The organism is Microbacterium sp. Mcb102 (genome assembly GCF_024519805.1).
Lineage (GTDB): Bacteria > Actinomycetota > Actinomycetes > Actinomycetales > Microbacteriaceae > Microbacterium.
Genome location: NZ_JALJRG010000006.1, coordinates 164,419 through 186,289, shown reverse-complemented (window position 1 = coordinate 186,289; position 21,871 = coordinate 164,419). Strand labels below are relative to the sequence as shown.

The window sequence follows — 21,871 nt, the reverse complement described above, 5'->3', positions numbered from 1 at the left end:
CCCCGCAGGCCATCATCCGAGAACAGGCGGTTCCCTTCCGGGGCCGCCTGTTCTCATGTCTCCGCCTGTTCACGCGTCTCCGGCTGTTCTCACGTCCCCGGCTGCTCTCGCATCGCGCGGCCCTTGGATAGGGTGGGGACGTGTCTGAACCCGATGGCTCCGCGGCCGAGCCCGGTCGCCTCGATGCGGCCGTCGAGCGCGCGACCGCACTCACGCAGCGCACTCTCGGCCTGTTTCCCGTCCGCGTCTGGCGACACTTCCTGCAGCGCAACGGGTTCCTGCTCGCTGCGGGCGTGAGCTATCAGGCGCTCTTCGCGATCTTCGCGGCGATCTACCTCGCCTTCGCCATCGCCGGGCTCTGGCTCGGCGGCAGCGAGGAAGCCGTCAACGGTCTGATCGACATGATCAACAGGTACATCCCCAACCTGATCCTCCCCGAGGGGGGCGTCTTCACGCCGGAACAGGTGCAGGACGTCGCCGCGAGCACGGCCAATGTCCTCGGCGTCACGGGCCTGATCGCCCTCGGAACCGTCATCTGGACGGCCATCGGCTGGGTGACGTTCTCGCGGCGAGCGACCAGGGACATCTTCGGCCTTCCTCCGGACCGGCGCAGCTACGTCATCCTGAAGGCCCGGGACCTGCTCGCCGCACTGATCTTCGGCGTCTCGTTGATCGTCGGCTCCCTCCTCAGCTCCGCCAGCGCCGCCGTGTTGAGCTGGCTCCTCAGTCTGCTGGGCTGGGATTCCGGATCGGACGGGCTGAACCTCGGCATCCGCATCGCGACCGTCATCGTGTCGTTCGCCATCATGTCGACGGCGCTGGCCGCCATGGTCCGCTTCCTCACAGGGACGTCCCTGCAGTGGCGGACCATCTGGCCCGGTGCCCTTCTCGGCGGCGGCGCGATGACCGTTCTCCAGTACGGAGCCGGTTTCCTTTTGAGCTATACCCCGTCGAATCCGCTGCTCGCGACCTTCGCCATCTTCATCGGCCTCCTGCTGTGGTTCCGCGTCAACGGCGTCGTGATGCTGGTGGCCTCGTCGTGGATCGCGGTCGCCGCGCAGGACCGGGATCAGCCCCTGCTGGAGCAGACCGAGGCGGAGCGCCGCCTGATCGAGTACGAGACCCTGCTCACCGCGGCGCGGATCCGTGTGCGGGAGGCTCGCGAGGCCCGCGACGCCGCCCCGTGGTTCCAGGCATGGACGGCGGGACGAGCGCTGCGCGCCGCGGAGAACGAGCTCGCGGCTCTCGAGGCGTCCCCTCCCCCGCCCGTGGATTCCCCCACCCCCTTCGCGCAGCGACTCATCGCCGACCTGCACCGGCCGGATCGGGATGTCGGCGGCGCTCGTTAGGCTTGTGAGCATGCCTCATCTGCGTATCGCCACGGTCAATGTCAACGGAATCCGAGCCGCAGCTCGCAACGGGATGAGCAGCTGGCTCGACGAGGCCGGAATCGACATCCTCACGCTCCAGGAGGTGCGCGGGCAGGACGAGCACCTCGAAGCCGCGCTGCCCGGCTGGTCGTTCGTGCACGACGAGGCCACCGCCAAGGGTCGCGCGGGCGTCGCCATCGCGAGTCGTACGCCGGCCATCGCGTCGCGCACCGAGTTCGGTGCTGCGGACTTCGACTCGAAGGGCCGCTGGATCGAGGCTGACTACCTGCTCGGAGACCGTCCGCTCACCGTCGTGAGCGCGTACGTGCACTCCGGCGAGGCCGACACCCCGAAGCAGGACGAGAAGTGGAAGTTCCTCGACGCGTTCGGCACGCGGCTCGGCGAACTCGGCGCCGACGGTGCGCTCGCCCTCGTCACCGGGGACCTCAACGTCGGGCACCGTGAGCTCGACATCAAGAACTGGCGTGGCAACCGCAAGAAGGCCGGATTCCTGCCCCGTGAGCGTGCCTACTTCGACCGCTTCCTCGGCGAGTCGGGCGCAGAGATCACCGCCGTCGACGGCACGATCGGCACGGGCCTCGGGTGGGTCGACGTCGGCCGCCGCTTCCACGGCGAGATCGACGGGCCGTACACATGGTGGTCGATGCGCGGTCAGGCATTCGACAACGACTCGGGGTGGCGCATCGACTACCACCTCGCCACGCCGGCACTCGCCGAGCGCGTCGCGACCTATCACGTCGCCCGCGCGGCGGCCTACGACCAGCGCTGGAGCGATCACGCTCCGGTCGTCGTCGACTACTCGTACTGACCCGATCCGGGGGCGGCCTCGGCGTCGCGGTCGGTGCGCTCCGCATGACGGTACCAACCGCGGTACTCGAGGACTGTTCCGAGCACGGGGTTCGTGGCGCGCATCGCGATGGTGCGACGCTGCTCGGCGTCGTCCCAGCCGTCGACGAGGTCGACATCGAGGCGCAGGATGCCGCGAAGTGTGATCCGGTGTCTGCCGACCCGCAGGGCCACCACGCGGGAGCGCATCCGCAGGGCACCCTCCGACGTGACGGAGCACTCCTCGAGCATCTCCACGCGTCCGCGAACGCCCAGTACGTTGTGGAGGATCCCGGGGCGCTCGGTCACCGTGAGGCGATCGGAGATGTCCTCGATCGCCCCGGGAAACCGGAACTCCCGCCGGGCGGCGAGGGTCGCCCGGCCCGATCTCGATCGGCCGGCCACCGTGTCGATCCGGAACGGGACATCGCGGGCGAAACGTGTGACGAGCAGTCCGGGGCCCACCACCGGGTACCCCAGAGCGGTCAGCCGCCCGAACCGGCTGCCGGCGACCGAGAACACGCCGGCCGCGCTGTCGCTCTCGGCCTCCACCCGCATCTGCGCGAGGATCTCCGGGTGCAGCCGCTCCGCGTCGTCGCCGAGCGCGGCGAGGAAGACGGCGCCCCTGGCCGTCATTCGCGAAGCTCCTCACGATAGGGCTTGACGGTCGCAGGCGCCGGCCCTTCGACGAACTCGCACGTGAACGCGCCGCGGTAGCCGAACAGGAATCCGAGGATGTCGTTGTGGATCTCGAGATCGATCAGGAACCGCTGCTGCTCATCGTCGTATCTCTCCCGCAGCCGCGCCCGCCCGCTGAACAGCATCGGGAATCGGAAGGCGAGAGGCCCCTCGTAGAACCGCTGCTCGCCGGAGGTCAGCTGCAGAGCGCCGTCGTCGGTGACGGCCAGGTCGAGGTCGACCGCCAGGTGCTGATGCGTGCCCAGATAGTCGACCACTCGACGGCGGGCGTCGCTGTAGATCATGGTGGCGTCGAAGCGTCGGCGACGACCGGGGCGCACTTCCATCGTCCGGACGAACGTCACGGTCTCACGGCCGAAATCATCGAGGTACGCATGGTTGTCTATCCGGAACGGGACATCGCGTCCGCGCTCCGGGAAGAGGATGTTCCGGAACGTCCCGATCAGCAGGAAGGGCAGCGTCCACCAGGGGCCACGACGCACCTCCGTCATCGTGCCGCGTCCGATGCAGCCGTATCCGGCCTCGACGCCGACCCCGAAGCGACGCTGGAGCTGCGGGTGGAGCCGGGCGAAATCGTCTCCGAGCGCGCGCTCGAAGATACCGGTCGACGTCGTCATGCGATCTCCTCGAGCGATCTCGGTGCGTCGTCCATGATCGTGCGCCCGGCGCGGCGGGCAGGTCGCGATCGACAGTTCCGCGCACGGGGCCGATATCCGCGGCGCAGCGACCGCCATCCGCTGGCTTGCTCCGGGGAGGTCCCCTCTTCCGCCCACATCCGCAGGCGGTCGAAACTCCGCGCGGTCAGCCACCACACGAACGGGCGGATGAGGAGCGGGTCGCACAGGCGCCCGAGCCATCCCCATCCCGGCACGTAGTCGTAGCCGGTCAGGAATCGCACGCCCTCCGGCGTCGGGATGTAGCGCCAGTACCCGCGACCCGCGCCCAGCGGGGACAGGGCGTCCTCCGTGTCGAACAGCAGAGCCGAAGTCCGCTCCCCGGCAGGTCCCTCGCGGGTGGCGAGGGAGACTCCCGTGCCGCGGATCGTGTGCACCCCGAGGTCGAGCTCGTATCGGAACTCCCGTGCGCCGTCCGATCGCGTGCGCTGCGGAACGATGTCGCTGAATCGCGCATCCCAGCGCACGTGAGAGGCGGGATCCTGCGTCAGCCGCCAGACCTCCTCCAGCGGCGCGCGGATGAGGACCTCGACGTAGAGGGCTTCGTCCCCTCGTCTGCGGCGGAGAGGGGATTCGGGCGTCATGCGCCCATCGTATGGGCCCCGCACACACCCCATAGGATTGAGGATGTGACGAAACCGCGCCTTTACTCCGGAATGCAGCCCTCCGCCGACTCCCTCCAGATCGGCAACTACATCGGCGCGCTGCTCCAGTGGCGAGACCTGCAGAGCTCCTACGATGCCTACTTCTCGGTCGTCGACCTGCACGCGCTCACCGTCGCACAGGACCCGGCAGAACTCCGTGAGAAGACACGTCGCACCGCCGCGCAGTACATCGCCGCGGGCATCGAGCCGTCGCTGTCGACCCTGTACGTGCAGTCCCATGTGCGCGCGCACGCCGAGCTCGCTTGGATCCTCAGCACGATCACCGGTTTCGGCGAAGCCGGCCGCATGACGCAGTTCAAGGACAAGTCGACGCGGTACGGAGCCGATGCCACCAGCGTCGGCCTGTTCACGTATCCGGTCCTCATGGCCGCCGACATCCTGCTCTACCAGACCGATGTGGTGCCGGTGGGCGACGACCAGAAGCAGCACGTCGAGCTCACCCGTGATCTCGCCGAACGCTTCAACTCCCGCTTCGGCGAGACCTTCACGGTGCCGATGCCGGTCATCCAGAAGGAGACCGCGCGCATCTACGACCTGCAGAACCCGACCGCCAAGATGTCGAAGTCGGCGGAGAGCGACGCGGGAGTCCTGTGGATGCTCGACGACCCGGCGAAGTCGGCGAAGAAGATCATGCGAGCGGTGACCGACAACGAGGGCTCCGTGCGCTTCGACCGGGAGAACAAGCCCGGTGTCTCGAACCTCCTCACGATCTACGCGGCCCTCAGCGGCCGCCAGGTCGCCGCGATCGAGGACGAGTACGCGGGTCGCGGCTACGGCGACTTCAAGAAGGGCCTCGCCGAGGTGGTCGTGAACGAGTTCGAGCCCGTGCGCGCGCGTGCACTCGAACTGCTCGACGATCCTGCAGAACTCGACCGCATCCTGGCAGAGAACGCCGGCCGCGCGGACGCCGTCGCCGATGCGACCCTCTCGAACGTGTACGACCGCGTGGGGCTCCTCCGGCGCGTCTGAGCCGCGCCCTAGGATGGGGGACGTGACTGATCCACAGCTGCCTCCCCCTTCCGGCGCCGAGCCCTTCGCGCCGCCGGCACCGCCCGCCGCACCGCCGTACGCAACGATTCCGAATGCTCCGGCTGCCGCGTATCCGGCAGCCCCTCCGGGCGCGTACCAGGTTCCCGTCGGCGGCTACGCCTCCCCGGCAGGCGCCTACACGGCCCCCGACACCACGGTCCGCCCGTCCGGCCTGTTCGGGACGATCGCGCTGATCCTCGCGCTCCTCGCCGCGGTCGTCACCCCCATCATCGCCGGCATCGCGGCCTTCGAGATCGGGCGCGTCCTCCCGCAGGGCGTGACGACGTCGACCACCGAAGACCTCAGCGTGCTCTCCCCTGCACGGGATCAGGTCCTCTGGGCCGAGCTGTCCTTCTGGATCGGCACGGTCCTCGGGATCGCCGCGATCGTGATCGGCATCATCGCCATCGCCAAGCGCAGGGGCCGTGGCGCCGGTATCGCGGCCGTCGTCGTCGCCGTGCTCGGCGCGGTCATCTTCTTCACCGTGCTGGTCGCCGCGCTCGCGGCAGGAAGCGCCGCAGGCTTCGCGACCTACACGTCCTGACGACGCTCTCGGAGCAGCGGGAGCGCCACCGCGGCGTCAGCGCGGTGCGTGGTGCTTCTGCTGCGCCGCGAGAAGTCCTTCACCGACGAGGAGCTCGACCGCGTCGGCCGCATCGTCGACGAGGATCGGCAGGTTCGGCCGTTCCTCTTTGCCGAAGGGTGAGAGCACCCAGTCAGCCGGATCCTGGCGGCCGACCGGACGGCCGATCCCCACGCGCACACGCGGGAACTCTGCCGTCCCGAGAGCCCGAGCGATGTCGCGCACGCCGTTGTGGCCCCCGTGCCCCCCACCGATCTTGAGCTTGACCGTGTCGAAGGGGATGTCGAGCTCGTCGTGCACGACGATGACCTGCTCTGCGGGCACCGAGTAGAAGCGCGCCAATGCCGCGACCGGGGTGCCCGAGACGTTCATGAAGGTGTTCGGCTTGGCCAGGACGAGCTTGTCCGAGCCAGGACGCAGCCACGTCTCGACGACGCGCGCTCCCCCCTTGTGCTCCCGGAACGCCTCGCTGCGTCGCGAGGCCAGCTCATCGACCACCATCTGACCGATGTTGTGCCGGGTGGTCTCATATCGCGGGCCCGGGTTGCCGAGTCCCACCACGAGCCAGGTCGATGCCATGTCGTCGTCCTCTCCCCGCCCGGTGCGAGCCCCGGTCAGGATACGACAGAGGGGACGCGATCGGATCGCGTCCCCTCTGTGATGAATCAGTCGGAGATCACTCCGCGGCAGCCTCTTCGGCAGCCTCGGCGGCCTCGGTGCTCTCGCCCTCGGCGTCATCCTCGGTGGGTGCGGCCGGGACGGAGATCGCGACGACGAGGACCTCGGGATCGGAGAGCAGCGTGGAGCCCTTGGGGAGCTTCACGTCGGCGCCGGTGATGTGCGCGCCCTCTTCCAGGCCCTCGACCGAGACCTCGATGTTCTGCGGGATGTGCGTGGCCTCGGCCTCGATCGAGAGCGTGGTCGCGTCGAGGTTCACGATGGTGCCGGAAGCCGACTCACCGGTGACGATGATCGGCACGTCGATCGCGACCTTCTCGCCCTTCTTCACGACGAGCAGGTCGATGTGCTCGATGATCTGGTGCACCGGGTCGCGCTGGACGTCCTTGACGAGGGCGAGCTGGCCCTTGCCCTCGATGTCGAGCTCGAGCAGCGCGTTGGCGCGGCGGATGATGAGCGAGACCTGGTGGCCCGGCAGCGCGACGTGCACCGGCTCGGTGCCGTGGCCGTAGATGACGGCGGGGATCTTGCCGGCGGCGCGGAGGCGGCGGGCGAAGCCCTTGCCGAAGCTCTCGCGGAGCTCGGCCTGGACCTTGGTGTCTTCAGACATGGGGTTCTCCTTCGGGGCACGCAGCGAAGGCGCCGCGCGGTGGTCTTGGAATTGTCGAACTCGCTGACGCAGGAGGAAAGCCACCGGGCTTGCTTCGCCGCGTCGATAACGGATGAACGCGCACGCGCAGAAGCATCCCTCGCCGAGGTACAGCCTCAATGGTACCGGATGACCCGATAGGCTGAGGACACCCGGTCCTTTTCTGCAGAACACGGAGAACCCCCATGCTCGACGGCGCCTTCCTCTCGCACGCAATCCTCTGGCTGATCGGCGCCATGACCGTGTGCGCGGCCGTCACGTCGTTCATCGCACTGTTCGCCATGGGCCGCTCGAGCTACCGCAAGGACTGAACGCGGCTCAGACCGCCGCGGTTTCAGAGAGCCGACGCCTGCACCGCATCGCGGATGAGGCGGAGCTCCTCATCCAGAGCGAGTGACGCAGACACGCGGACTCCGACTTCACCGTCCTGCAGCGACTCCAGAGTCTCCAGCTGGGAATCCAGCAGGGATGCGGGCATGAAGTGCTCTGCGCGCTGCGTCAGCCGCGCCTCCAGAGTGGCGCGATCCACCACCAACTCCACGAAGAACGTATCCGGCGACTCTTCGCGGATCGCATCCCGATAGCGACGACGCAGCGCGGAGCAGGCGATGACGATCCGGTCCTCGCCGTGGAGCGTCGCTCCGACCGTGCGAAGCCACGGCATCCGATCGGCGTCATCGAGCGGGATGCCGGCGGCCATCTTCTCGACGTTCGTCAGCGGATGCAGGTCATCGCCGTCGATGAAGCGCGCCCCCATGCTCTCCGCGAGCGCACTGCCGACGGTGGACTTGCCGCAGCCGCTGGGACCCATCACGACGATGCGCACACTCATATCTCCAGGCCGAAGTCGATGAGCACCTTGCAGGAGCTCGCGGGATCGGCCGCCAGCGCGAAGGCATCGTGAGCATCCTCCACCGGCAGCACCTCGCTGATGATACCGCGCACGTCGAGGCTGCCGTCGGCGAGGGCGGCGATGACGTCGTCGAACTCGTCACCGAAGCGGAACGAGCCGCGGAGCGTCAGTTCACGGGTGATCGCCGTGGCCAGGGGTGCCGGAACGTCTCCCCCGCGCTGCAGGCCGAGCAGCACGACGGTTCCGCCACGGATCGCCGCCGAGACCGCGGCCGAGAGACCGGGCACGGTGCCGCTGGACTCGACCACGACATCGGCGTGGAGCTCAGCGATCTCCGCCTCGGCCCTCGCATCGAGCGACCGGATGCCGCGCGCCTCGGCGATCTCGCGCGGACGCTGCTGCAGGTCGGTGACGGTGACGGACGCCGCCCCGCCGCGCTGGGCGACCGCGGCAACCAGCTGACCGATGGGCCCTGCGCCGATGACCACGACACGACGCCCGCGCACATCGCCGGCGCGCTGCAGGGCGTGCCAGGCGACGGCTGCAGGCTCGGCCAGCGCGGCGGTTCTCAGATCGAGTCCGGCGGGCAGGGGGTGCAGCATGCGCGTGGGCATCGCGACCCGGCGTGCGAACGCTCCCTGCGTGTGCGGCAGGTGCATCGCCGAGCCGAGGTACGTCGAAGCCGGGGCGAGATTCGGCTGATCCGACGGCCAGGGCGTGCGTCCGTCGCCGTGCGCGGTGAGGGGATGCACGGCGACAGCCGTTCCGACGACGGGACCCGACCCGTCCGCCGCCGCGACGGCCACGACGCCCGCGACCTCGTGCCCCAGGACCATCGGCTCGCGCAGCACGGAGGCCCCGGCTGCACCGTGCCGGAAGTAGTGCAGGTCGGAGCCGCAGATGCCCCCGTAGGCGACGTCGACGACCGCCTCGTCGGAGCGGGGCGCGGGAGCACCGATGTCTTCGATCCGCAGATCGTCGGCGGCGTGGGCCACCACGGCGAGATTGTCCACCATGTCTCCTCCTCGGTCAGACGAACGCCGTGACGAGCTCGACTCCGGCCACCCTGATCGTCACGCGCTGGCCGGGATGCACCGGCGCCTGCGAATGCGGGGCGCCGGTCATCACGACGTCGCCGGGCCCCAGCACGGACCACGCCGCGACATACGCGAGGCAGTCTCGGATCGGCATCGGCAGCTGCCGGCTCCCGGTCCGGGCGACGAGGAGCCCGTCGACCTCGACGTCGAGGTCGACGTCGTCGATCCCCACCGCGGTATCGATCCACGGGCCGAGTGGCGTGTATCCCTCCCCCGACTTGGATTCGAAGTTGCGGGGATCGCTGTGCGCGCGGTCGGGGCTGGAGAGATCGTTCACGGCCGTGACGCCGAGCACATACTCGTGGGCATTCTGAGCCGTCAATCCGTGGGTCGCCCGGCCGATCACGACGGCGATCTCGCCCTCGGCCACCGGGGCGCCCGCATCGCGCCGCAGGGCGACCTCCGCTCCGCTTCCGATCACGGTCCGCGGGCTCTTGAGCCACGCCTGCACCGGCGAGGTGTGGTCGGGGCCGTTCTGGGCGATCCCGACGATGACGAGGGGGTCGACCGGCGCGACGACGGTTCCTTCGACGGCGTCACCCTCGTCATCCGGGGCGCGACCCTCGGCGAACGCGAGGAACGGGTCCGAGATCGGGATGTGCCCGTGGTCCGTCTCACGCACCCACCGGGGGCCTGCGGCGGACGCGACTCGACCGAGCCTCATCAGACGACCGCCGTCATGCCGCCGTCGACGAAGAGCGTCTGGCCGTTGACGAAGTCACTCGCCCCGCCGGCAAGGAAGAGCAGAGCGCCGACGAGGTCTCGGGTGTCGCCCCAGCGTCCGGCCGGAGTGCGTCCGCGGACCCATGCCGAGAACTCCTCATCATCGACGAGCGGCTGCGTGAGAGCGGTCGCGAAGTAACCGGGAGCGATGGCGTTGGCCTGGATGCCGTGCGGGGCGAGATCGGCGCAGAGCCCCTTCGTGAACATCACGATCGCGCCCTTGGTCGCCGAGTACGCGGCGATCGAGGGGCGCGCGAGCTGCGACTGCACGCTGCCGATCTGGATGATCTTCCCCGAACCGCGGGCGATCATGCCGGCGGCGACACGGCGCGACAGGTGGAAGACGCTGGAGAGGTTGGTCTGCACGAGCGCATCCCAGTCCTCGTCCGCGAACTCCGCGATCGGCGCCCGGCGCTGGACTCCCGCGTTGTTCACGAGGATGTCCGGCGTGCCGATGAGCTGCTCGACCTCGCGCATCCCGGCATCCACCGCCGCGGCGTCGGTCACGTCGAAGACGACGCTGTGGGCCACGACCCCCGTGCCCTGCGTGATCTCGGCCGCGACCGCCGCGGCCTTCGCGGCATCGCGTCCGTGGACCACGACGGTCGCACCCGCTCCGGCGAGTCCCTCCGCGAGGGTCCGGCCGATGCCCTGGCTCGATCCGGTCACGAGCGCCGTGCGGCCGCGGAGGTCGAAGAGGGCGAGGCCCGCAGGCACGGCGCTCACCGTCCGACGGCCTTGATCGAGACCGTCGTGGCGAAGACGTCGTCGCCGCCCTCTTCGCGGGAGACCTTGATCGCGTCGTCGATGCGGGTGAGATCGCGGCGGAGCGTCTCCGGAGCGAGGAACGTCGAGGCGGTCGTGATGATGGCGAGCACGGCCATGTAGATCGCCAGGAGCACCCAGTTCCCGTCGCTCACCGCGATCAGGTACGCACCGAGGACACCGGCGAGGCCGCCGGCGAGCACGGCCGAGATCTCACGAGCCATCGCGACGCCGAGGTAGCGGTGACGGTTGCCGAAGAGCTCGGGGAGCATGGCGCACTGCGGTCCGAGCATGCTGTTCACGGCGACGCCGATGCCGATCGCGATCACGCCGATGGCGACGGCGTAGTTCCCGAGCGACAGCAGCCACCACGCGGGGAACGTGTAGACGAGCATGAAGACGGCTCCGAACCGGTACACCGTACGGCGCCCGAAGCGGTCGGAGAGGTGTCCGGTGAACGGCACGGAGAAGACGCCGATCAGCGATCCGAGGGTGACGCCCCACGTGAGCAGGCTCTTGTCGGCACTGTCCCCGACCACCGTGACGAAGAAGGCGAGACCGAGGGTCTGGAACATGTAGGAGCCGCCGTTCTCGGCCATCCGCAGACCGATGCCGACGATGACGCCGGGGAGGCCGTGCGTGAAGATCTCCTTGATGGGGCGATCGGCGATCTGCTCGTGCTTCTCGAGCTCGACGAAGGTCGGCGTCTCGCGCAACCGCATCCGGATGAACAGGGCGAGGAGGATCAGCGCGAACGAGGCGAGGAACGGCACGCGCCATCCCCAGCTCAGCAGCTGGTCCTCGGGGAGCAGCGTGATCAGCCCGAAGACGACCGCGGCGAGCAGGGTTCCGGCCTGGATGCCGACGAACGGCAGGGCCGAGAAGAACCCACGTCGCTTGACCGGCGCGTACTCGGCCATCAGCACCGTCGCGCCTGCCTGCTCGGCACCGGCACCGAAGCCCTGGAGGAGGCGCATCAGCACCAGCAGGATCGGGGCCCAGAGCCCGATCGCCTCGTAGGTGGGCAGCAGACCGATCGCGGTCGATGCCCCGCCCATCAGGACGATCGTGGCGACCAGGACCCACTTGCGCCCGAGCTTGTCGCCCAGGACGCCGAAGAATAGGCCTCCGAACGGTCGCGCGAGGAAGCCGACGCCGAAGGTCGCGAACGCGGCGACCGTGGCCATGGCGGGGTCGTCCTGAGGGAAGAACAGGACGTTGAAGATCAATGCCGTCGAGAGCCCGTAGAGCGCGAAGTCGAAGTATTCGAGCGCGCTGCCGATGCTGGACGCGAGCGTCGCGCGGCGCAGATTCGCCGCGTACTCCGGGTCATCGGACACTGCGCGTGCTGAGGTGCGGTGGTCGGTCACTGCCATCTCCTTCGATCGGCTTCGCCTGCGGCGTGACCCCGACTGTACCAGCCCGTTGGATTGCGTTCAACCCTTTGGACCGAGTTTCGACGCACGGAAGGACAGACCGCGCGCAGGACGCGGCAGCGCGGAACGAGTCAGCGACGAACGGCGGTGCTGAAGGGGTTCGTCAACGCCGCGGCAGCCGCGCGCAGCGCCTCGCCCACGCGCTCGATGCGCTCGTAGTCCGCCTCGGCGGCGCGGATGGCGACGCCGAGAGCCAGCGGCGGATCGGTCGGCGCCCAGCCCTCGAGCGGGACGGCGACGCCGACGATGCCGCGGAAGGACTCCTCCGCATCCAGCGCCCAGCCCCGCCGACGGGCGGTGGCGAGCACTTCCAGCAGCCCCGCCATGGTCGTCGCGCTCCGCTCCGTCAGCGACGGAAAGACCGCGTCCTCGCCGAGGAGCTCGATGACCTCGGCATCGGTCATGGCGGCGAGCAGCGCGCGCCCGGTGGCCGAGAGCGGCGCGGGGAGCCGCGAGCCCAGCGGGGTTCCCAGTCGCAGCGACCGTGACCCCTCGTGCCTGGCGAGGTAGAGCGCATCCGTGCCGTCGAGCATGGCGACCTGCACGAGCTCGGAAGCCAGCTGCGGCGAAGCCTCGCACACGCTGTAGAACTCGCGCACCTGGTTGAACTGCGCCGCGAACGCACCCCCGAGCTCGGCGGTGCGCACTCCCAGACGATAGCCCTGCGGCGTGCGGTCGACCATGCCCCCGGCCTCGAGAGCGAGGCACAGATTCGCGGTCGACGACTTCGCCAGCCCGAGTTCGCCGGCGAGTTCGGTCAGTGTCCGGGGGCCACCGGCGTCGGCGAGGAGGCCGAGCAGGCGGATGCTGCGGGTGACGGCAGGCGCGGGATCGCGCCCCTCGCGGGTGTCGTCGTCCATGGCTGCGCCTTCCGCCGTCGGTGGGGCCGCGGGTGCACGCGCACCCGCCTGCGGATCAGTAGAACTCGACCGTATCGACCACGGCGGTCAGCGGCTCGCCATCGAGCAGGCGCGCCGCGTTCTCCGCGAAGCGTCGGGCGATCCGCTCCTCCTCCTTCGAGTTGAGCGCCGCGGTGTGAGGGCTCACCAGCACGTGCGGGTGCGTCCACAGCGGCGACGCGTCGTCGAGCGGTTCCTGCTCGAAGACATCGAGAGCGGCGAACGCGATCCGACCGTCGTCGAGAGCCGCGAGCAGGGCGGTCTCGTCGACGACCGAGCCGCGACCGACGTTGGTGATGATCGCCCCCGGCTTCACCGCAGCGAGGACGTCGGCACCGATCAGGTGATGGGTCTGGGCGGTGCCGGGCAGCGTCACCACGATCGCATCGACGTGGGCCACCGCGTCGCGCAGCTCGTCGAGCCGCACCAGGCGATCGACGCCGGCGACCGGCTCGCCCGACCTCGTCGTGCCCCACACCCTCGCACCGAGGGCATGGAAGCGCCGCGCGCATTCCGCGCCGATGCCGCCGAGGCCGACGATCAGCACGGTCATCTCGTCGAGCTGCCGCATCTCCCAGCGGTCGGGCCAGGTGCGGGTGCTCTGATCCGCGAGGAGGCGAGGGAGGTTCTTCGCTCCCGCCATCACGCCGAACACCGCGAACTCGGCCAGCGGCCCGCCGTGCACGCCCGCACTGGTGGTGAAGACGACCCGATCGAGGTCTGCGCGGTCGAGCCCTGCGGCCTTGACCGCCGCCCCGCCGCCCGCCGCCGTCGTCATGACCCAGCGCAGTCGCGGGTTCGCCGCCACTGTGCGGGCGAGCGCCGCGGCGTCCACATCGGGGATGCCGAAGAGCACGTCGGCGGAGTCGACCAGTTCGTCGAAGGCCTGCTGCTCGCTCGCGGTGCGTGCGAAGTCCGGGTCGCCGGACCAATCCGCAGGCCCCCGCATCGGCGGGAGGAGCGAGTGATCGCGGACCACCTCGACGCGAGGCTCGAGCTCTTCGATGAGCCGGCAGAGGTCTTCGCGCAGCGGTACCGTCACGACGGCGCGCAGCTTCTTCTCGGTCCCCGTCATGCTGATCCCTTCCTCGGGAAATCTGGAATCCCTCACTTTAGCTCAGATCCATCCCGTTGGACACTGTTCTCTCCGTTGGATTGTTGCTACGGTGTGCCCATGGACATCTCATCCGTCACCGTCGGAGCCGTCGGACTCGGCGCCATGGGCCGCCCGATGGCCGACCATCTGCTCGCCGCGCACGGCCGACTGGTGATCCACGCCCGCCGCCCGCAGCCGGAACTGCTGACAGCTGGAGCCGACTGGGCGGAGACGCCGCGCGAACTCGCCTCCAGAGTAGACGTCCTCCTGATGATGCTGCCGGATCTTCCCCCGTTCGAGGCGATGCTCGACGGCCCGGATGGACTCCTCGCGGACGCCGGCGAGCTGCTCATCATGATCGGATCCACCTCGTCGGCACCGGCCGTCCGTGCGCTCGCGCAGCGCATCGGCGCGCAGACCGACGGACGGGTGCGAGTCGTGGACTGCCCGGTCTCGGGCGGCGAGGACGGGGCCATCGCCGGGACCCTCTCGATCATGCTCGGCGGCGATCCCGAGGATGCGGCCCTCGCGGCCGAGGTGCTGGCCCCGTGCGGCACCCCCGTCCTGCTCGGGCCGCTGGGCGCCGGCGAGGTCGCGAAGGCCTGCAACCAGCTGGTGGTGTCCGCGACGATCCTGGCCCTCGGAGAGGCCACGGTGCTCGCCGACCGCTCCGGACTCGACCTCGATGCCCTCTGGTCCCTGCTCTCCGGCGGCTATGCGGGTTCGCGACTGCTCGACAGCCGACGCGAGAAGCTCGTCACGGGCGACGACTCCCCTAGTGGCGTCGCGCAGTACATGGTGAAGGATCTCGGCTTCGCCGCCGACATCGCCGAGGCCACCGGCACCTCCCCCGTGCTCCTTCCCACCCTGCGCGCCGCGTTCGACGAGCTGGTGGCCGCGGGCCTCGGAGACCGCGACATCGCCGTGTCCCGGCGGTTCATCGCGTCGCGTGACACAGGCGAGCACTGACCTCCCGGACAGCGATACGCTGAAACCACCCCTTCTTCACCCTCGAGGAGCCTTCTGTGCCCGAAGCATCAGCGAACATCGGAGTCGTCGGACTCGCCGTCATGGGATCGAACCTCGCCCGCAACCTCGCCAGCCGCGAGGGGAACACCGTGGCGATCTTCAACCGCAGCTACGAGAAGACCCAGACGCTCCTCGACGAGCACCCCGAAGCCGGCTTCGTCCCGGCCCGCACCTACCAGGAGTTCGCGGACTCGCTGCAGAAGCCGCGCACCGCGATCATCATGGTCAAGGCCGGCGGCCCGACGGACGCCGTGATCGACTCCCTGGTCGAGGTCTTCGAGCCGGGCGACATCATCGTCGACGGCGGCAACGCGTACTTCCCCGACACGATCCGCCGCGAGAAGGCGGTCCGCGAGACCGGCATCAACTTCGTCGGCGCCGGCATCTCGGGTGGCGAGGAGGGCGCCCTGCTCGGCCCGTCGATCATGCCCGGCGGCTCGGACGAGTCCTGGGTCACGCTCGGACCGATCCTGCGCTCGATCGCGGCGGTCGCCGAGGGCGAGCCCTGCGTGACGCACGTCGGCCACGACGGCGCCGGACACTTCGTGAAGATGGTGCACAACGGCATCGAGTACGCCGACATGCAGCTGATCGCCGAAGCGTACGACCTGATCCGCCGCGGCACGGGCAAGACCCCCGCGGAGATCGCGGAGATCTTCGCCGAGTGGAACCGTGGCGAGCTGGAGTCGTACTTGATCGAGATCACCGCCGAGGTGCTCCGCCAGGTGGATGCCGAGACCGGCAAGCCGCTCGTCGACGTGATCCTGGATCAGGCCGGCGCCAAGGGCACCGGCGCGTGGACGGTGCAGACCGCGCTCTCGCTCGGCGTCCCCGTCTCGGGCATCGCCGAGGCGACCTTCGCCCGCTCGCTCTCCTCGCACCCCGAGCAGCGCGCCGTCTCCCGCGACCTGCCGGGCCCGGAGGAGGAGTTCTCGGTCGAGGACACCGACGCGTTCATCGAAGACGTCCGCCTCGCCCTCTACGCCTCGAAGATCGTCGCGTACTCGCAGGGCTTCGACGAGATCCGCGCCGGCGCCGCCGAGTACGGCTGGAACATCGACCTCGGCGCGATCAGCAAGATCTGGCGCGGCGGCTGCATCATCCGCGCCCAGTTCCTCAACCGGATCGCCGACGCCTACGCCGAGACGCCGGAGCTGCCGGTTCTGCTCACCGCCCCGTACTTCACCGAGGCGATCACCCGCGCCCAGGCCGCCTGGCGCCGAGTCGTCATCGCGGCCGCCGAGGCCGGTATCCCGGCGCCGGCGTTCTCGTCGTCGCTGTCGTACTACGACGGCATCCGTGCCGACCGCCTCCCCGCCGCGCTCGTGCAGGGGCAGCGCGACTTCTTCGGCGCGCACACCTACAAGCGCATCGACAAGGAAGGCACCTTCCACACGCTGTGGTCGGGCGACCGCACCGAGATCGAGGCGGAAGACACGCACTGACGTCTCCTCACGAAGGGCCGGGCACCGCGAGGTGTCCGGCCCTTCGTGCATCACACGAGGATGTTGTGGTTGCGCCGGAAGATGTTCTGCGGATCCCACGCGGCTTTGGTCGCGCGCAGCCGCGTGAGCGCCTCCGCCGAGAACATCCCCGGAACCGCATCCGGCCGCTCGGTGTCGGCGAAGTTGCCGTACTCGGCCAGGCGACCGGCCCGGATGCCCTCGCCGTCCGCGTCGATCGCCGAACGGGTCTGCTCGTCGAGCATGCCGGGGATGTCGAACGCCCCGGCCATCACGAACCAGTTCGCCGCACGCGCCGGGAACGCCGTCTCCTCCTGCGCGACGTCGTGGAACGCGCCGCCCAGCGACCGGAGGAAGACCACCGAGGCCGGGTACGTGCGCCGGAACGCGACGAGCCGCTCGATCAGCGCGTCATCGAGCTCGGCGTAGAGCCCGTTGCCGCCGAGGAAGCCGGGAGGGGCGGGCGCGTCATCCCCCTCGGGCTGGGGCATCTCCATCAGGACCTCGCGATACGGCGGAGTCGTCACCTGCGTCTGCACGCCGGGGAGCGCGGAGATCGGCTCCCACACGGCGCGCAAGCGGTCGGGCTCCGGTGCCGCCCACACCGCGCTCAGGCGCGCTCCCGCCGGTGCGCTCGGGTCCATCGGCGGCACGTCCATGTACGTGACCGTGAGCTCACGCGGAGCGTCGCGGAGCAGATCGCGCGCGGCACGCAGCACCGCGGTCGCATCACCGTCGATCACACTCTCGGCGAAGGCGATCCCGGCCAGCGGATGCGCGGCGAATTCGAAGCGCGTGACCACGCCGAAGTTGCCGCCACCGCCGCGCAGCGCCCAGAAGAGCTCGGGGTTCGTCTCGGAAGATGCGTCGACCACCTCGCCCGAGGCGGTGACGACCTGCGCGCCGATCAACTGGTCTGCGGCGAGACCCCAGGCCCGCACCATCCATCCGATTCCGCCGCCGAGCGTGAGCCCTCCGACGCCGACCGAAGCGGTGTCGCCGGAGCTCAGCGCGAGACCGTGTGCGGCGAGGGCCGTGGCGACATCGCCCCAGACCGCGCCGCCACCGATGCGCACGGTGGTGCCGTCGACCTCGATGCCCGACAGACCGCCGAGTTCGAGATGGATCCCCTCGGCCGGGGCGTGCGACCACGGCCCGTGCCCGCCGGCCACGACGGTCAAGGGGACGGCCTCGCGAGAGGCGAGTCGCACGACCTCGGCGACTTCGTCGACGGTGGAGGGGCGGTGGACGGAAGGAACGGGAGCACCAGCGCTGTCAGCCATGGCGACATGGTAGCCAGAGCCGCCGACATCGTGCCCCCGTCCTCCGCACCGTCCTACTTCGTGATGTCCTGCACGACGCCCTTCGTCAGGCGCAGACGTCGAGTCGCCCGCCGGGCTACCGCCGAATCGTGGGTGACCACGATGATGGTGATGCCTTCCGCGCACAGGGACTGGAGCAGCGTCAGGATCTCGTCCCGCATGCTCTCGTCGAGGTTGCCGGTCGGCTCATCCGCGAGGAGCACCCGGGGGCGCTTCACGATCGCCCGCGCGATCGCCACACGCTGCTGCTGCCCGCCCGACAGTTCGGTGGGCAGGTGGTCGACGCGGTCGTCGAGACCGACGTGCGACAGCGCCGCCGCGACCCGCTTCCGCCGTTCCTCCCTGTCGAGGTGCAACGGCTCGAGCGCCATGTCGACGTTCTCCGCGGCGGTGAGCGTGGGGATCAGGTTGAACCCCTGGAAGACGAAGCCGATCTCCTCGGCACGGATGCGAGCGAGCTCCTTCGCCGACGCCGAGGACAGCTCTCGACCGTCGAGCAGGAGCGAACCGGTGGCGGGAGTGTCGAGCGCGCCCAGCAGCTGCAGCAGCGTCGACTTCCCTCCCCCGGTCGGGCCCTGGATCGTGACGAACTCGCCGGGCAGGATCTGCAGATCCACTCCGGTCAGCGCCTTCACGATGCGTCCTTTCTGCGTATAGGTGCGCGTCACTCCTGCCGCGCGGTAGAGCGGTCGATCCTGCTCCGGACCCCCTGTGGTCTCCACGATGTCTGCCATGGTCATGTGCTTCTCCTTCTCGTATGCCGCTGTGGACGGGCCGCTGTCGCCGATGCCGGACGGGATCATGCGACCGACCGCAGTGCTTCCGCCGGGCTGAGACGCGCGGCGCGCCAACCGCCGAATGCACCCGCCACGAGACCGCCGAGCACCGCGAGACCCACCGCTGCCACCAGCACCCAGGGTGTGAACGGCGCCTGCAGCACGATGTCGGCCGCCTGCGGCGTCGGCACCATCCCACCCACGCCCCCGGTCGGGCCGGCGCCCATGCCGCCGGCGCCGGGGCCCTGACCGGCACCGCTCGCCGCGACAGTGGGCTTCAGGATGTTGATCACCACGATGCCGGCGACACCGAGGGCGAGCCCGACGGCCCCACCGATCAGCCCCTGCACCATGGACTCGCCCGCCACCTGGCGCACGACCCTGCGGTTCGACCAGCCGATCGCCTTGAGCGTGCCGAACTCCCGGGTGCGACGTCCGACGCCCGACAGGGTGAGGAGCACCGAGAGCAGCACGGCGACGGCGAGCACGATGATCGACAGCCACGTGCCGAGGTTCGTGATCAGGGCGCTCGCGTTCGAGAGTGATCCGGAGACGGTCGATGCGAGCTCGGACTGCGAGGTGACGGTCGCCTCCGGAAGCTCGTCGGCGAGCGCGGATTGCACGGCGTCGATCGACGCAGCCGAGTCGGCCTGCACGTAGACGGTGGAGATGACGTCCTCGACTCCCGCGAGGGTCTGCGCGGTGCTCAACGACAGGTAGACGTTCGCCGCGGTGTCCGCACTGTCCGAGGTCGAGTCGAGGAGTCCGACGACCTCGACGTCGGAGCCGGCCACATCGATGGCGTCGCCGACGGAGATCTCGTTCGTCGCGGCGTATGTGCCGTCGACGAGGGCGACGAGGGCATCGCCGTCGTCCGCGTCGAATCCGCGTCCCTCGGTCACCTCGGCCGAGGCGAGCGGGCCGATCGCCGTCGCGGCGGGATCGATCCCGAGCACGGAGAACGAGTCGACGCCGAACGATCCTCCGCCACCCTGTCCGCCCTCCGAGGGCGCCTGCCCCTCTTCGGGGGCGGTTCCCTGCCCGTCGTCCTGCGGAGCGAACCCGCCGCTGGGCATCTCACCGGAGAAGGTGGAGTTCGTGAGGCTCAACGCACCGGAGGCTGCTGCGACACCCTCCGTGGATGCAACCGTGTCGAGCACCGAGGAGTCGAGCGTGCCGCGCAGGAAGTCCGTCCGCAGCGTCGACTGCGCGAGAGTGGTGGTCTCACCATCGGTCTCCCCCGCGTTCGCGTCGAAGTCGAAGCGGGGCCCTCCGCCCTCGCCGGGCTCGGTGGCCGCCCCCGTCACGGTGAGATCGGTGCCGACACCGTAGACGGATTCCAGCGCCTGCGTCTGCGCATCGCTCACGCCGGTCGTCAGGGCGTTGACGACGATCACGAGGGCGATCGCGATCGCCAATCCGACCGCCACGATCAGCGTCTGCTTCTTTCGGCCGGCGAGTTCCCGCCGCAGATACGTTCCGTACATCTCTCTCCTTCCGCCGCGGCCATCGCGGGGTGAGATCGACGTTAGGAAGCGCGCATTTGCGAGATCGAGGGACGGGTGATGAGGAACCTATGGAACGGGTGACCGGGGGTCAGGCGCCGTGCAGCGCCTCCACGAACGATCGGGCGCGAACGGCGAGAGCCGCGAGATCGCCGCCGGGCGTCGCGGCATCGCCGACGAGGGGTCCGCCGACCCCGATGCCGAACGCCCCCGCGGCCAGGTACTCGCCCACGGTGTCGACACTCACTCCGCCCACGGGGATGATCCGCGCATCGGGGAACGGATCGCGCACCGCGCGGATGAAGCCGGCTCCGAGCGCCGACGCGGGGAACAGCTTGACCGCGGCACTGCCGAGGTCGTGACCGCGCTGGATCTCCGTGGGCGTGTACACCCCGGGGAGCACGCCGATCCCCTGCGCGACCGCGTACTCGACCGAGGCGCTGAGGGTGGGCGTCACCATGAACTGCGCTCCGGCCGCTACTGCGCGCTCGACATCGGCCTCGCTGAGCACGGTGCCGGCGCCGATCAGCGCCTCGTCCGGAGCATCCCGCACGACCTGGGCGATCACTTCCTCGGCGTCCGGCAGGGTGAGGGCGATCTCCAGCGTCACGACGCCCGCATCAATGAGCGTGCGCGCCGCGGCCACCGTCGCATCGACGTCGGTACCCCGGAGGATCGCGACGAGCCGCGCGGTCCGCAGCCGCTCCCGAAGCTGCGCGTTGTCCACGGTGCTCACAGCGCCGCCTCCGCGATCGACCCGGCACCGTGCTGGACGGGCGCCTCACCCGCCCATGGCCACGCCGGAATCCCGCCGACGTCGACCTGCACGCCGAGCAGCGCGCCGTCGGCCTCTCCGGGTGCTGCGAGTCCGATGCTCGCCGTCGTGATCACGAGCACCGTTCCGACGAGGGCGACCGCGGTCGGTCGCTTCGCCGGGAGGGCGATCGTCTCCAGGAGTTCGCCCTCGGGCGAGTATCGACGCACTTCGGCGGCGTCCCACACCGCGACCCAGAGGTTGCCGTCGAGGTCGATGGTCATGCCGTCGGGGTTGCCGCCATCGACGCGGCACACCGTGCGGCGGTTCGACAGCGTGCCGTCGGGGGCCACGTCGAAGGCCTCGATGCTGCGGTGCGGCAGGGTGTCGATGTAGTAGAGGGTGGCTCCCGTCGGATCGAAGGCGAGGCCGTTCGACACGGTCACACCGTCGAGGCGCGCGACGGGGATGCCGTCGGCGCCGATGCTCCACAGCGTGCAGTGGGGATCCCGCGGCATCGACTGACTGCCCACCCAGAAGCGGCCGGAGGGGTCGCCGCCGCCGTCGTTCATGTAGTCGCCCGGTGCGGCGACGTCGCCAGTGAGCGCCGTGACGACCGCGTCGTCGCCGATGTGCACCACGCGGCGATCGACACCCACCAGCCATCCGGCACCCGGCTCCGCGAGCGGGATCGGGGCTCCGATCTGCGCACCGATGACGACCGCGGTCTCGGGGATCACCCTGCCGTACTCGAGTCGACCGCGATGCAGCGACCCGGTGGCCATGTCGATCCAGGCGAGGCCGCCGTCGCGACCGTCCCAGCGCGGCGATTCGGCCTGCACGTAACGGGCGTCGGAGAGGATCTCGACGGTTCGGGAGGGCGGGGTGTGCGACATCCGGATCATCCTTCGCTGGTAGCTCGTAACCGTTATGTGGCAGACTATCTCACAATATGCATAA

Annotated in this window: 24 protein-coding genes; 7 read left to right on the top strand and 17 right to left on the bottom strand. The window is 69.8% G+C overall.

Annotated features, from left to right (window positions below; all coding sequences use genetic code 11):
- Nucleotides 1–140 precede the first annotated feature (140 nt).
- Both OC372_RS15280 and OC372_RS15275 read left to right on the top strand, forming a co-directional pair.
- Nucleotides 141–1,349 (top strand): YihY/virulence factor BrkB family protein, encoded by a 1,209-nt coding sequence (locus OC372_RS15280; RefSeq protein WP_262002589.1) that lies wholly within the window; start codon nucleotides 141–143, stop codon nucleotides 1,347–1,349.
- A gap of 10 nt (nucleotides 1,350–1,359) precedes the next feature.
- Nucleotides 1,360–2,199, top strand: a complete 840-nt coding sequence (locus OC372_RS15275; RefSeq protein ID WP_181156274.1) for an exodeoxyribonuclease III — start codon at nucleotides 1,360–1,362, stop codon at nucleotides 2,197–2,199.
- Here the strand turns inward: OC372_RS15275 and OC372_RS15270 are convergent.
- The 3 genes from OC372_RS15270 to OC372_RS15260 are packed head-to-tail and all read right to left on the bottom strand — an operon-like array spanning nucleotide 2,187 to nucleotide 4,173.
- Nucleotides 2,187–2,852, bottom strand: coding sequence for a DUF4166 domain-containing protein (locus OC372_RS15270; protein ID WP_262002588.1), 666 nt, complete (start codon nucleotides 2,850–2,852; stop codon nucleotides 2,187–2,189). The two genes, OC372_RS15275 and OC372_RS15270, sit on opposite strands and share 13 nt — an antisense overlap.
- Nucleotides 2,849–3,532 (bottom strand): DUF4166 domain-containing protein, encoded by a 684-nt coding sequence (locus OC372_RS15265; RefSeq protein WP_105710888.1) that lies wholly within the window; start codon nucleotides 3,530–3,532, stop codon nucleotides 2,849–2,851. Before OC372_RS15265 ends, OC372_RS15270 begins: the two co-directional genes overlap by 4 nt.
- Entirely contained in the window at nucleotides 3,529–4,173 is a 645-nt protein-coding gene (locus OC372_RS15260) for an SRPBCC family protein (protein ID WP_262002587.1), read from the bottom strand. Before OC372_RS15260 ends, OC372_RS15265 begins: the two co-directional genes overlap by 4 nt.
- Before the next feature lie 45 nt (nucleotides 4,174–4,218).
- Between OC372_RS15260 and trpS the strand changes: the two genes are divergently transcribed.
- Nucleotides 4,219–5,223, top strand: a complete 1,005-nt coding sequence (trpS, locus tag OC372_RS15255) for a tryptophan--tRNA ligase (RefSeq protein ID WP_081859884.1) — start codon at nucleotides 4,219–4,221, stop codon at nucleotides 5,221–5,223.
- A gap of 22 nt (nucleotides 5,224–5,245) precedes the next feature.
- Nucleotides 5,246–5,827 carry a hypothetical protein gene (locus OC372_RS15250; protein ID WP_105710889.1) on the top strand — a complete coding sequence of 194 codons (582 nt, stop codon included), beginning with the start codon at nucleotides 5,246–5,248 and terminating at the stop codon, nucleotides 5,825–5,827.
- Nucleotides 5,828–5,863: 36 nt separating this feature from the next.
- Here OC372_RS15250 and pth read toward each other — a convergent pair whose 3' ends face one another.
- Both pth and OC372_RS15240 read right to left on the bottom strand, forming a co-directional pair.
- Entirely contained in the window at nucleotides 5,864–6,445 is a 582-nt protein-coding gene (pth, locus tag OC372_RS15245; protein ID WP_262002586.1) for an aminoacyl-tRNA hydrolase, read from the bottom strand.
- A 97-nt stretch (nucleotides 6,446–6,542) separates the two neighbouring features.
- Nucleotides 6,543–7,154 (bottom strand): 50S ribosomal protein L25/general stress protein Ctc, encoded by a 612-nt coding sequence (locus OC372_RS15240; protein ID WP_029262568.1) that lies wholly within the window; start codon nucleotides 7,152–7,154, stop codon nucleotides 6,543–6,545.
- Between the two features lie 224 nt (nucleotides 7,155–7,378).
- Here OC372_RS15240 and OC372_RS15235 point away from each other — a divergent pair, with 224 nt between their 5' ends.
- Nucleotides 7,379–7,504, top strand: a complete 126-nt coding sequence (locus tag OC372_RS15235) for a hypothetical protein (protein WP_258134167.1) — start codon at nucleotides 7,379–7,381, stop codon at nucleotides 7,502–7,504.
- Nucleotides 7,505–7,527: 23 nt separating this feature from the next.
- Here the strand turns inward: OC372_RS15235 and OC372_RS15230 are convergent, their stop codons facing one another.
- From OC372_RS15230 to OC372_RS15200, 7 genes are all read right to left on the bottom strand, one after another.
- On the bottom strand, nucleotides 7,528–8,025 hold the full coding sequence (locus OC372_RS15230; RefSeq protein ID WP_262002585.1) for a gluconokinase: 498 nt from the start codon (nucleotides 8,023–8,025) through the stop codon (nucleotides 7,528–7,530).
- On the bottom strand, nucleotides 8,022–9,062 hold the full coding sequence (locus tag OC372_RS15225) for an alcohol dehydrogenase catalytic domain-containing protein (protein WP_262002584.1): 1,041 nt from the start codon (nucleotides 9,060–9,062) through the stop codon (nucleotides 8,022–8,024). Before OC372_RS15225 ends, OC372_RS15230 begins: the two co-directional genes overlap by 4 nt.
- Before the next feature lie 13 nt (nucleotides 9,063–9,075).
- Entirely contained in the window at nucleotides 9,076–9,765 is a 690-nt protein-coding gene (locus OC372_RS15220) for a fumarylacetoacetate hydrolase family protein (protein WP_262002583.1), read from the bottom strand.
- A gap of 41 nt (nucleotides 9,766–9,806) precedes the next feature.
- Nucleotides 9,807–10,592 (bottom strand): SDR family NAD(P)-dependent oxidoreductase, encoded by a 786-nt coding sequence (locus tag OC372_RS15215; RefSeq protein ID WP_262002582.1) that lies wholly within the window; start codon nucleotides 10,590–10,592, stop codon nucleotides 9,807–9,809.
- Nucleotides 10,589–12,007 (bottom strand): MFS transporter, encoded by a 1,419-nt coding sequence (locus OC372_RS15210; protein WP_105710895.1) that lies wholly within the window; start codon nucleotides 12,005–12,007, stop codon nucleotides 10,589–10,591. The genes OC372_RS15215 and OC372_RS15210 overlap by 4 nt, the downstream gene beginning before the upstream one ends.
- Nucleotides 12,008–12,138: 131 nt before the next feature.
- Nucleotides 12,139–12,927, bottom strand: a complete 789-nt coding sequence (locus OC372_RS15205) for an IclR family transcriptional regulator (RefSeq protein WP_105710896.1) — start codon at nucleotides 12,925–12,927, stop codon at nucleotides 12,139–12,141.
- A gap of 55 nt (nucleotides 12,928–12,982) precedes the next feature.
- Nucleotides 12,983–14,041, bottom strand: coding sequence for a D-2-hydroxyacid dehydrogenase (locus OC372_RS15200; protein WP_262002581.1), 1,059 nt, complete (start codon nucleotides 14,039–14,041; stop codon nucleotides 12,983–12,985).
- A 99-nt stretch (nucleotides 14,042–14,140) separates the two neighbouring features.
- Between OC372_RS15200 and OC372_RS15195 the strand changes: the two genes are divergently transcribed.
- Entirely contained in the window at nucleotides 14,141–15,031 is an 891-nt protein-coding gene (locus tag OC372_RS15195) for an NAD(P)-dependent oxidoreductase (RefSeq protein WP_105710898.1), read from the top strand.
- Nucleotides 15,032–15,087: 56 nt separating this feature from the next.
- The gene (gene gndA / locus OC372_RS15190) at nucleotides 15,088–16,536 is read left to right on the top strand and encodes an NADP-dependent phosphogluconate dehydrogenase (protein ID WP_105710899.1); all 1,449 of its coding nucleotides are present in this window, start codon (nucleotides 15,088–15,090) and stop codon (nucleotides 16,534–16,536) included.
- A gap of 50 nt (nucleotides 16,537–16,586) precedes the next feature.
- Here gndA and OC372_RS15185 read toward each other — a convergent pair whose 3' ends face one another.
- The 5 genes from OC372_RS15185 to OC372_RS15165 all read right to left on the bottom strand — a co-directional run bounded on the left by OC372_RS15185 (nucleotide 16,587) and on the right by OC372_RS15165 (nucleotide 21,807).
- Nucleotides 16,587–17,837 (bottom strand): FAD-binding oxidoreductase, encoded by a 1,251-nt coding sequence (locus OC372_RS15185; protein ID WP_262002580.1) that lies wholly within the window; start codon nucleotides 17,835–17,837, stop codon nucleotides 16,587–16,589.
- 53 nt (nucleotides 17,838–17,890) lie between these two features.
- Nucleotides 17,891–18,616: an ABC transporter ATP-binding protein gene (locus OC372_RS15180; protein ID WP_262002579.1), complete on the bottom strand. Its 726-nt coding sequence runs from the start codon at nucleotides 18,614–18,616 to the stop codon at nucleotides 17,891–17,893.
- Nucleotides 18,617–18,675: 59 nt separating this feature from the next.
- Nucleotides 18,676–20,139, bottom strand: coding sequence for an ABC transporter permease (locus tag OC372_RS15175; RefSeq protein ID WP_262002578.1), 1,464 nt, complete (start codon nucleotides 20,137–20,139; stop codon nucleotides 18,676–18,678).
- A 109-nt stretch (nucleotides 20,140–20,248) separates the two neighbouring features.
- Nucleotides 20,249–20,893 (bottom strand): bifunctional 4-hydroxy-2-oxoglutarate aldolase/2-dehydro-3-deoxy-phosphogluconate aldolase, encoded by a 645-nt coding sequence (locus OC372_RS15170; RefSeq protein WP_262002577.1) that lies wholly within the window; start codon nucleotides 20,891–20,893, stop codon nucleotides 20,249–20,251.
- Complete coding sequence (locus OC372_RS15165; RefSeq protein ID WP_262002576.1) at nucleotides 20,890–21,807, bottom strand: SMP-30/gluconolactonase/LRE family protein; 918 nt, start codon at nucleotides 21,805–21,807, stop codon at nucleotides 20,890–20,892. The genes OC372_RS15170 and OC372_RS15165 overlap by 4 nt, the downstream gene beginning before the upstream one ends.
- Nucleotides 21,808–21,871: the final 64 nt, after the last annotated feature.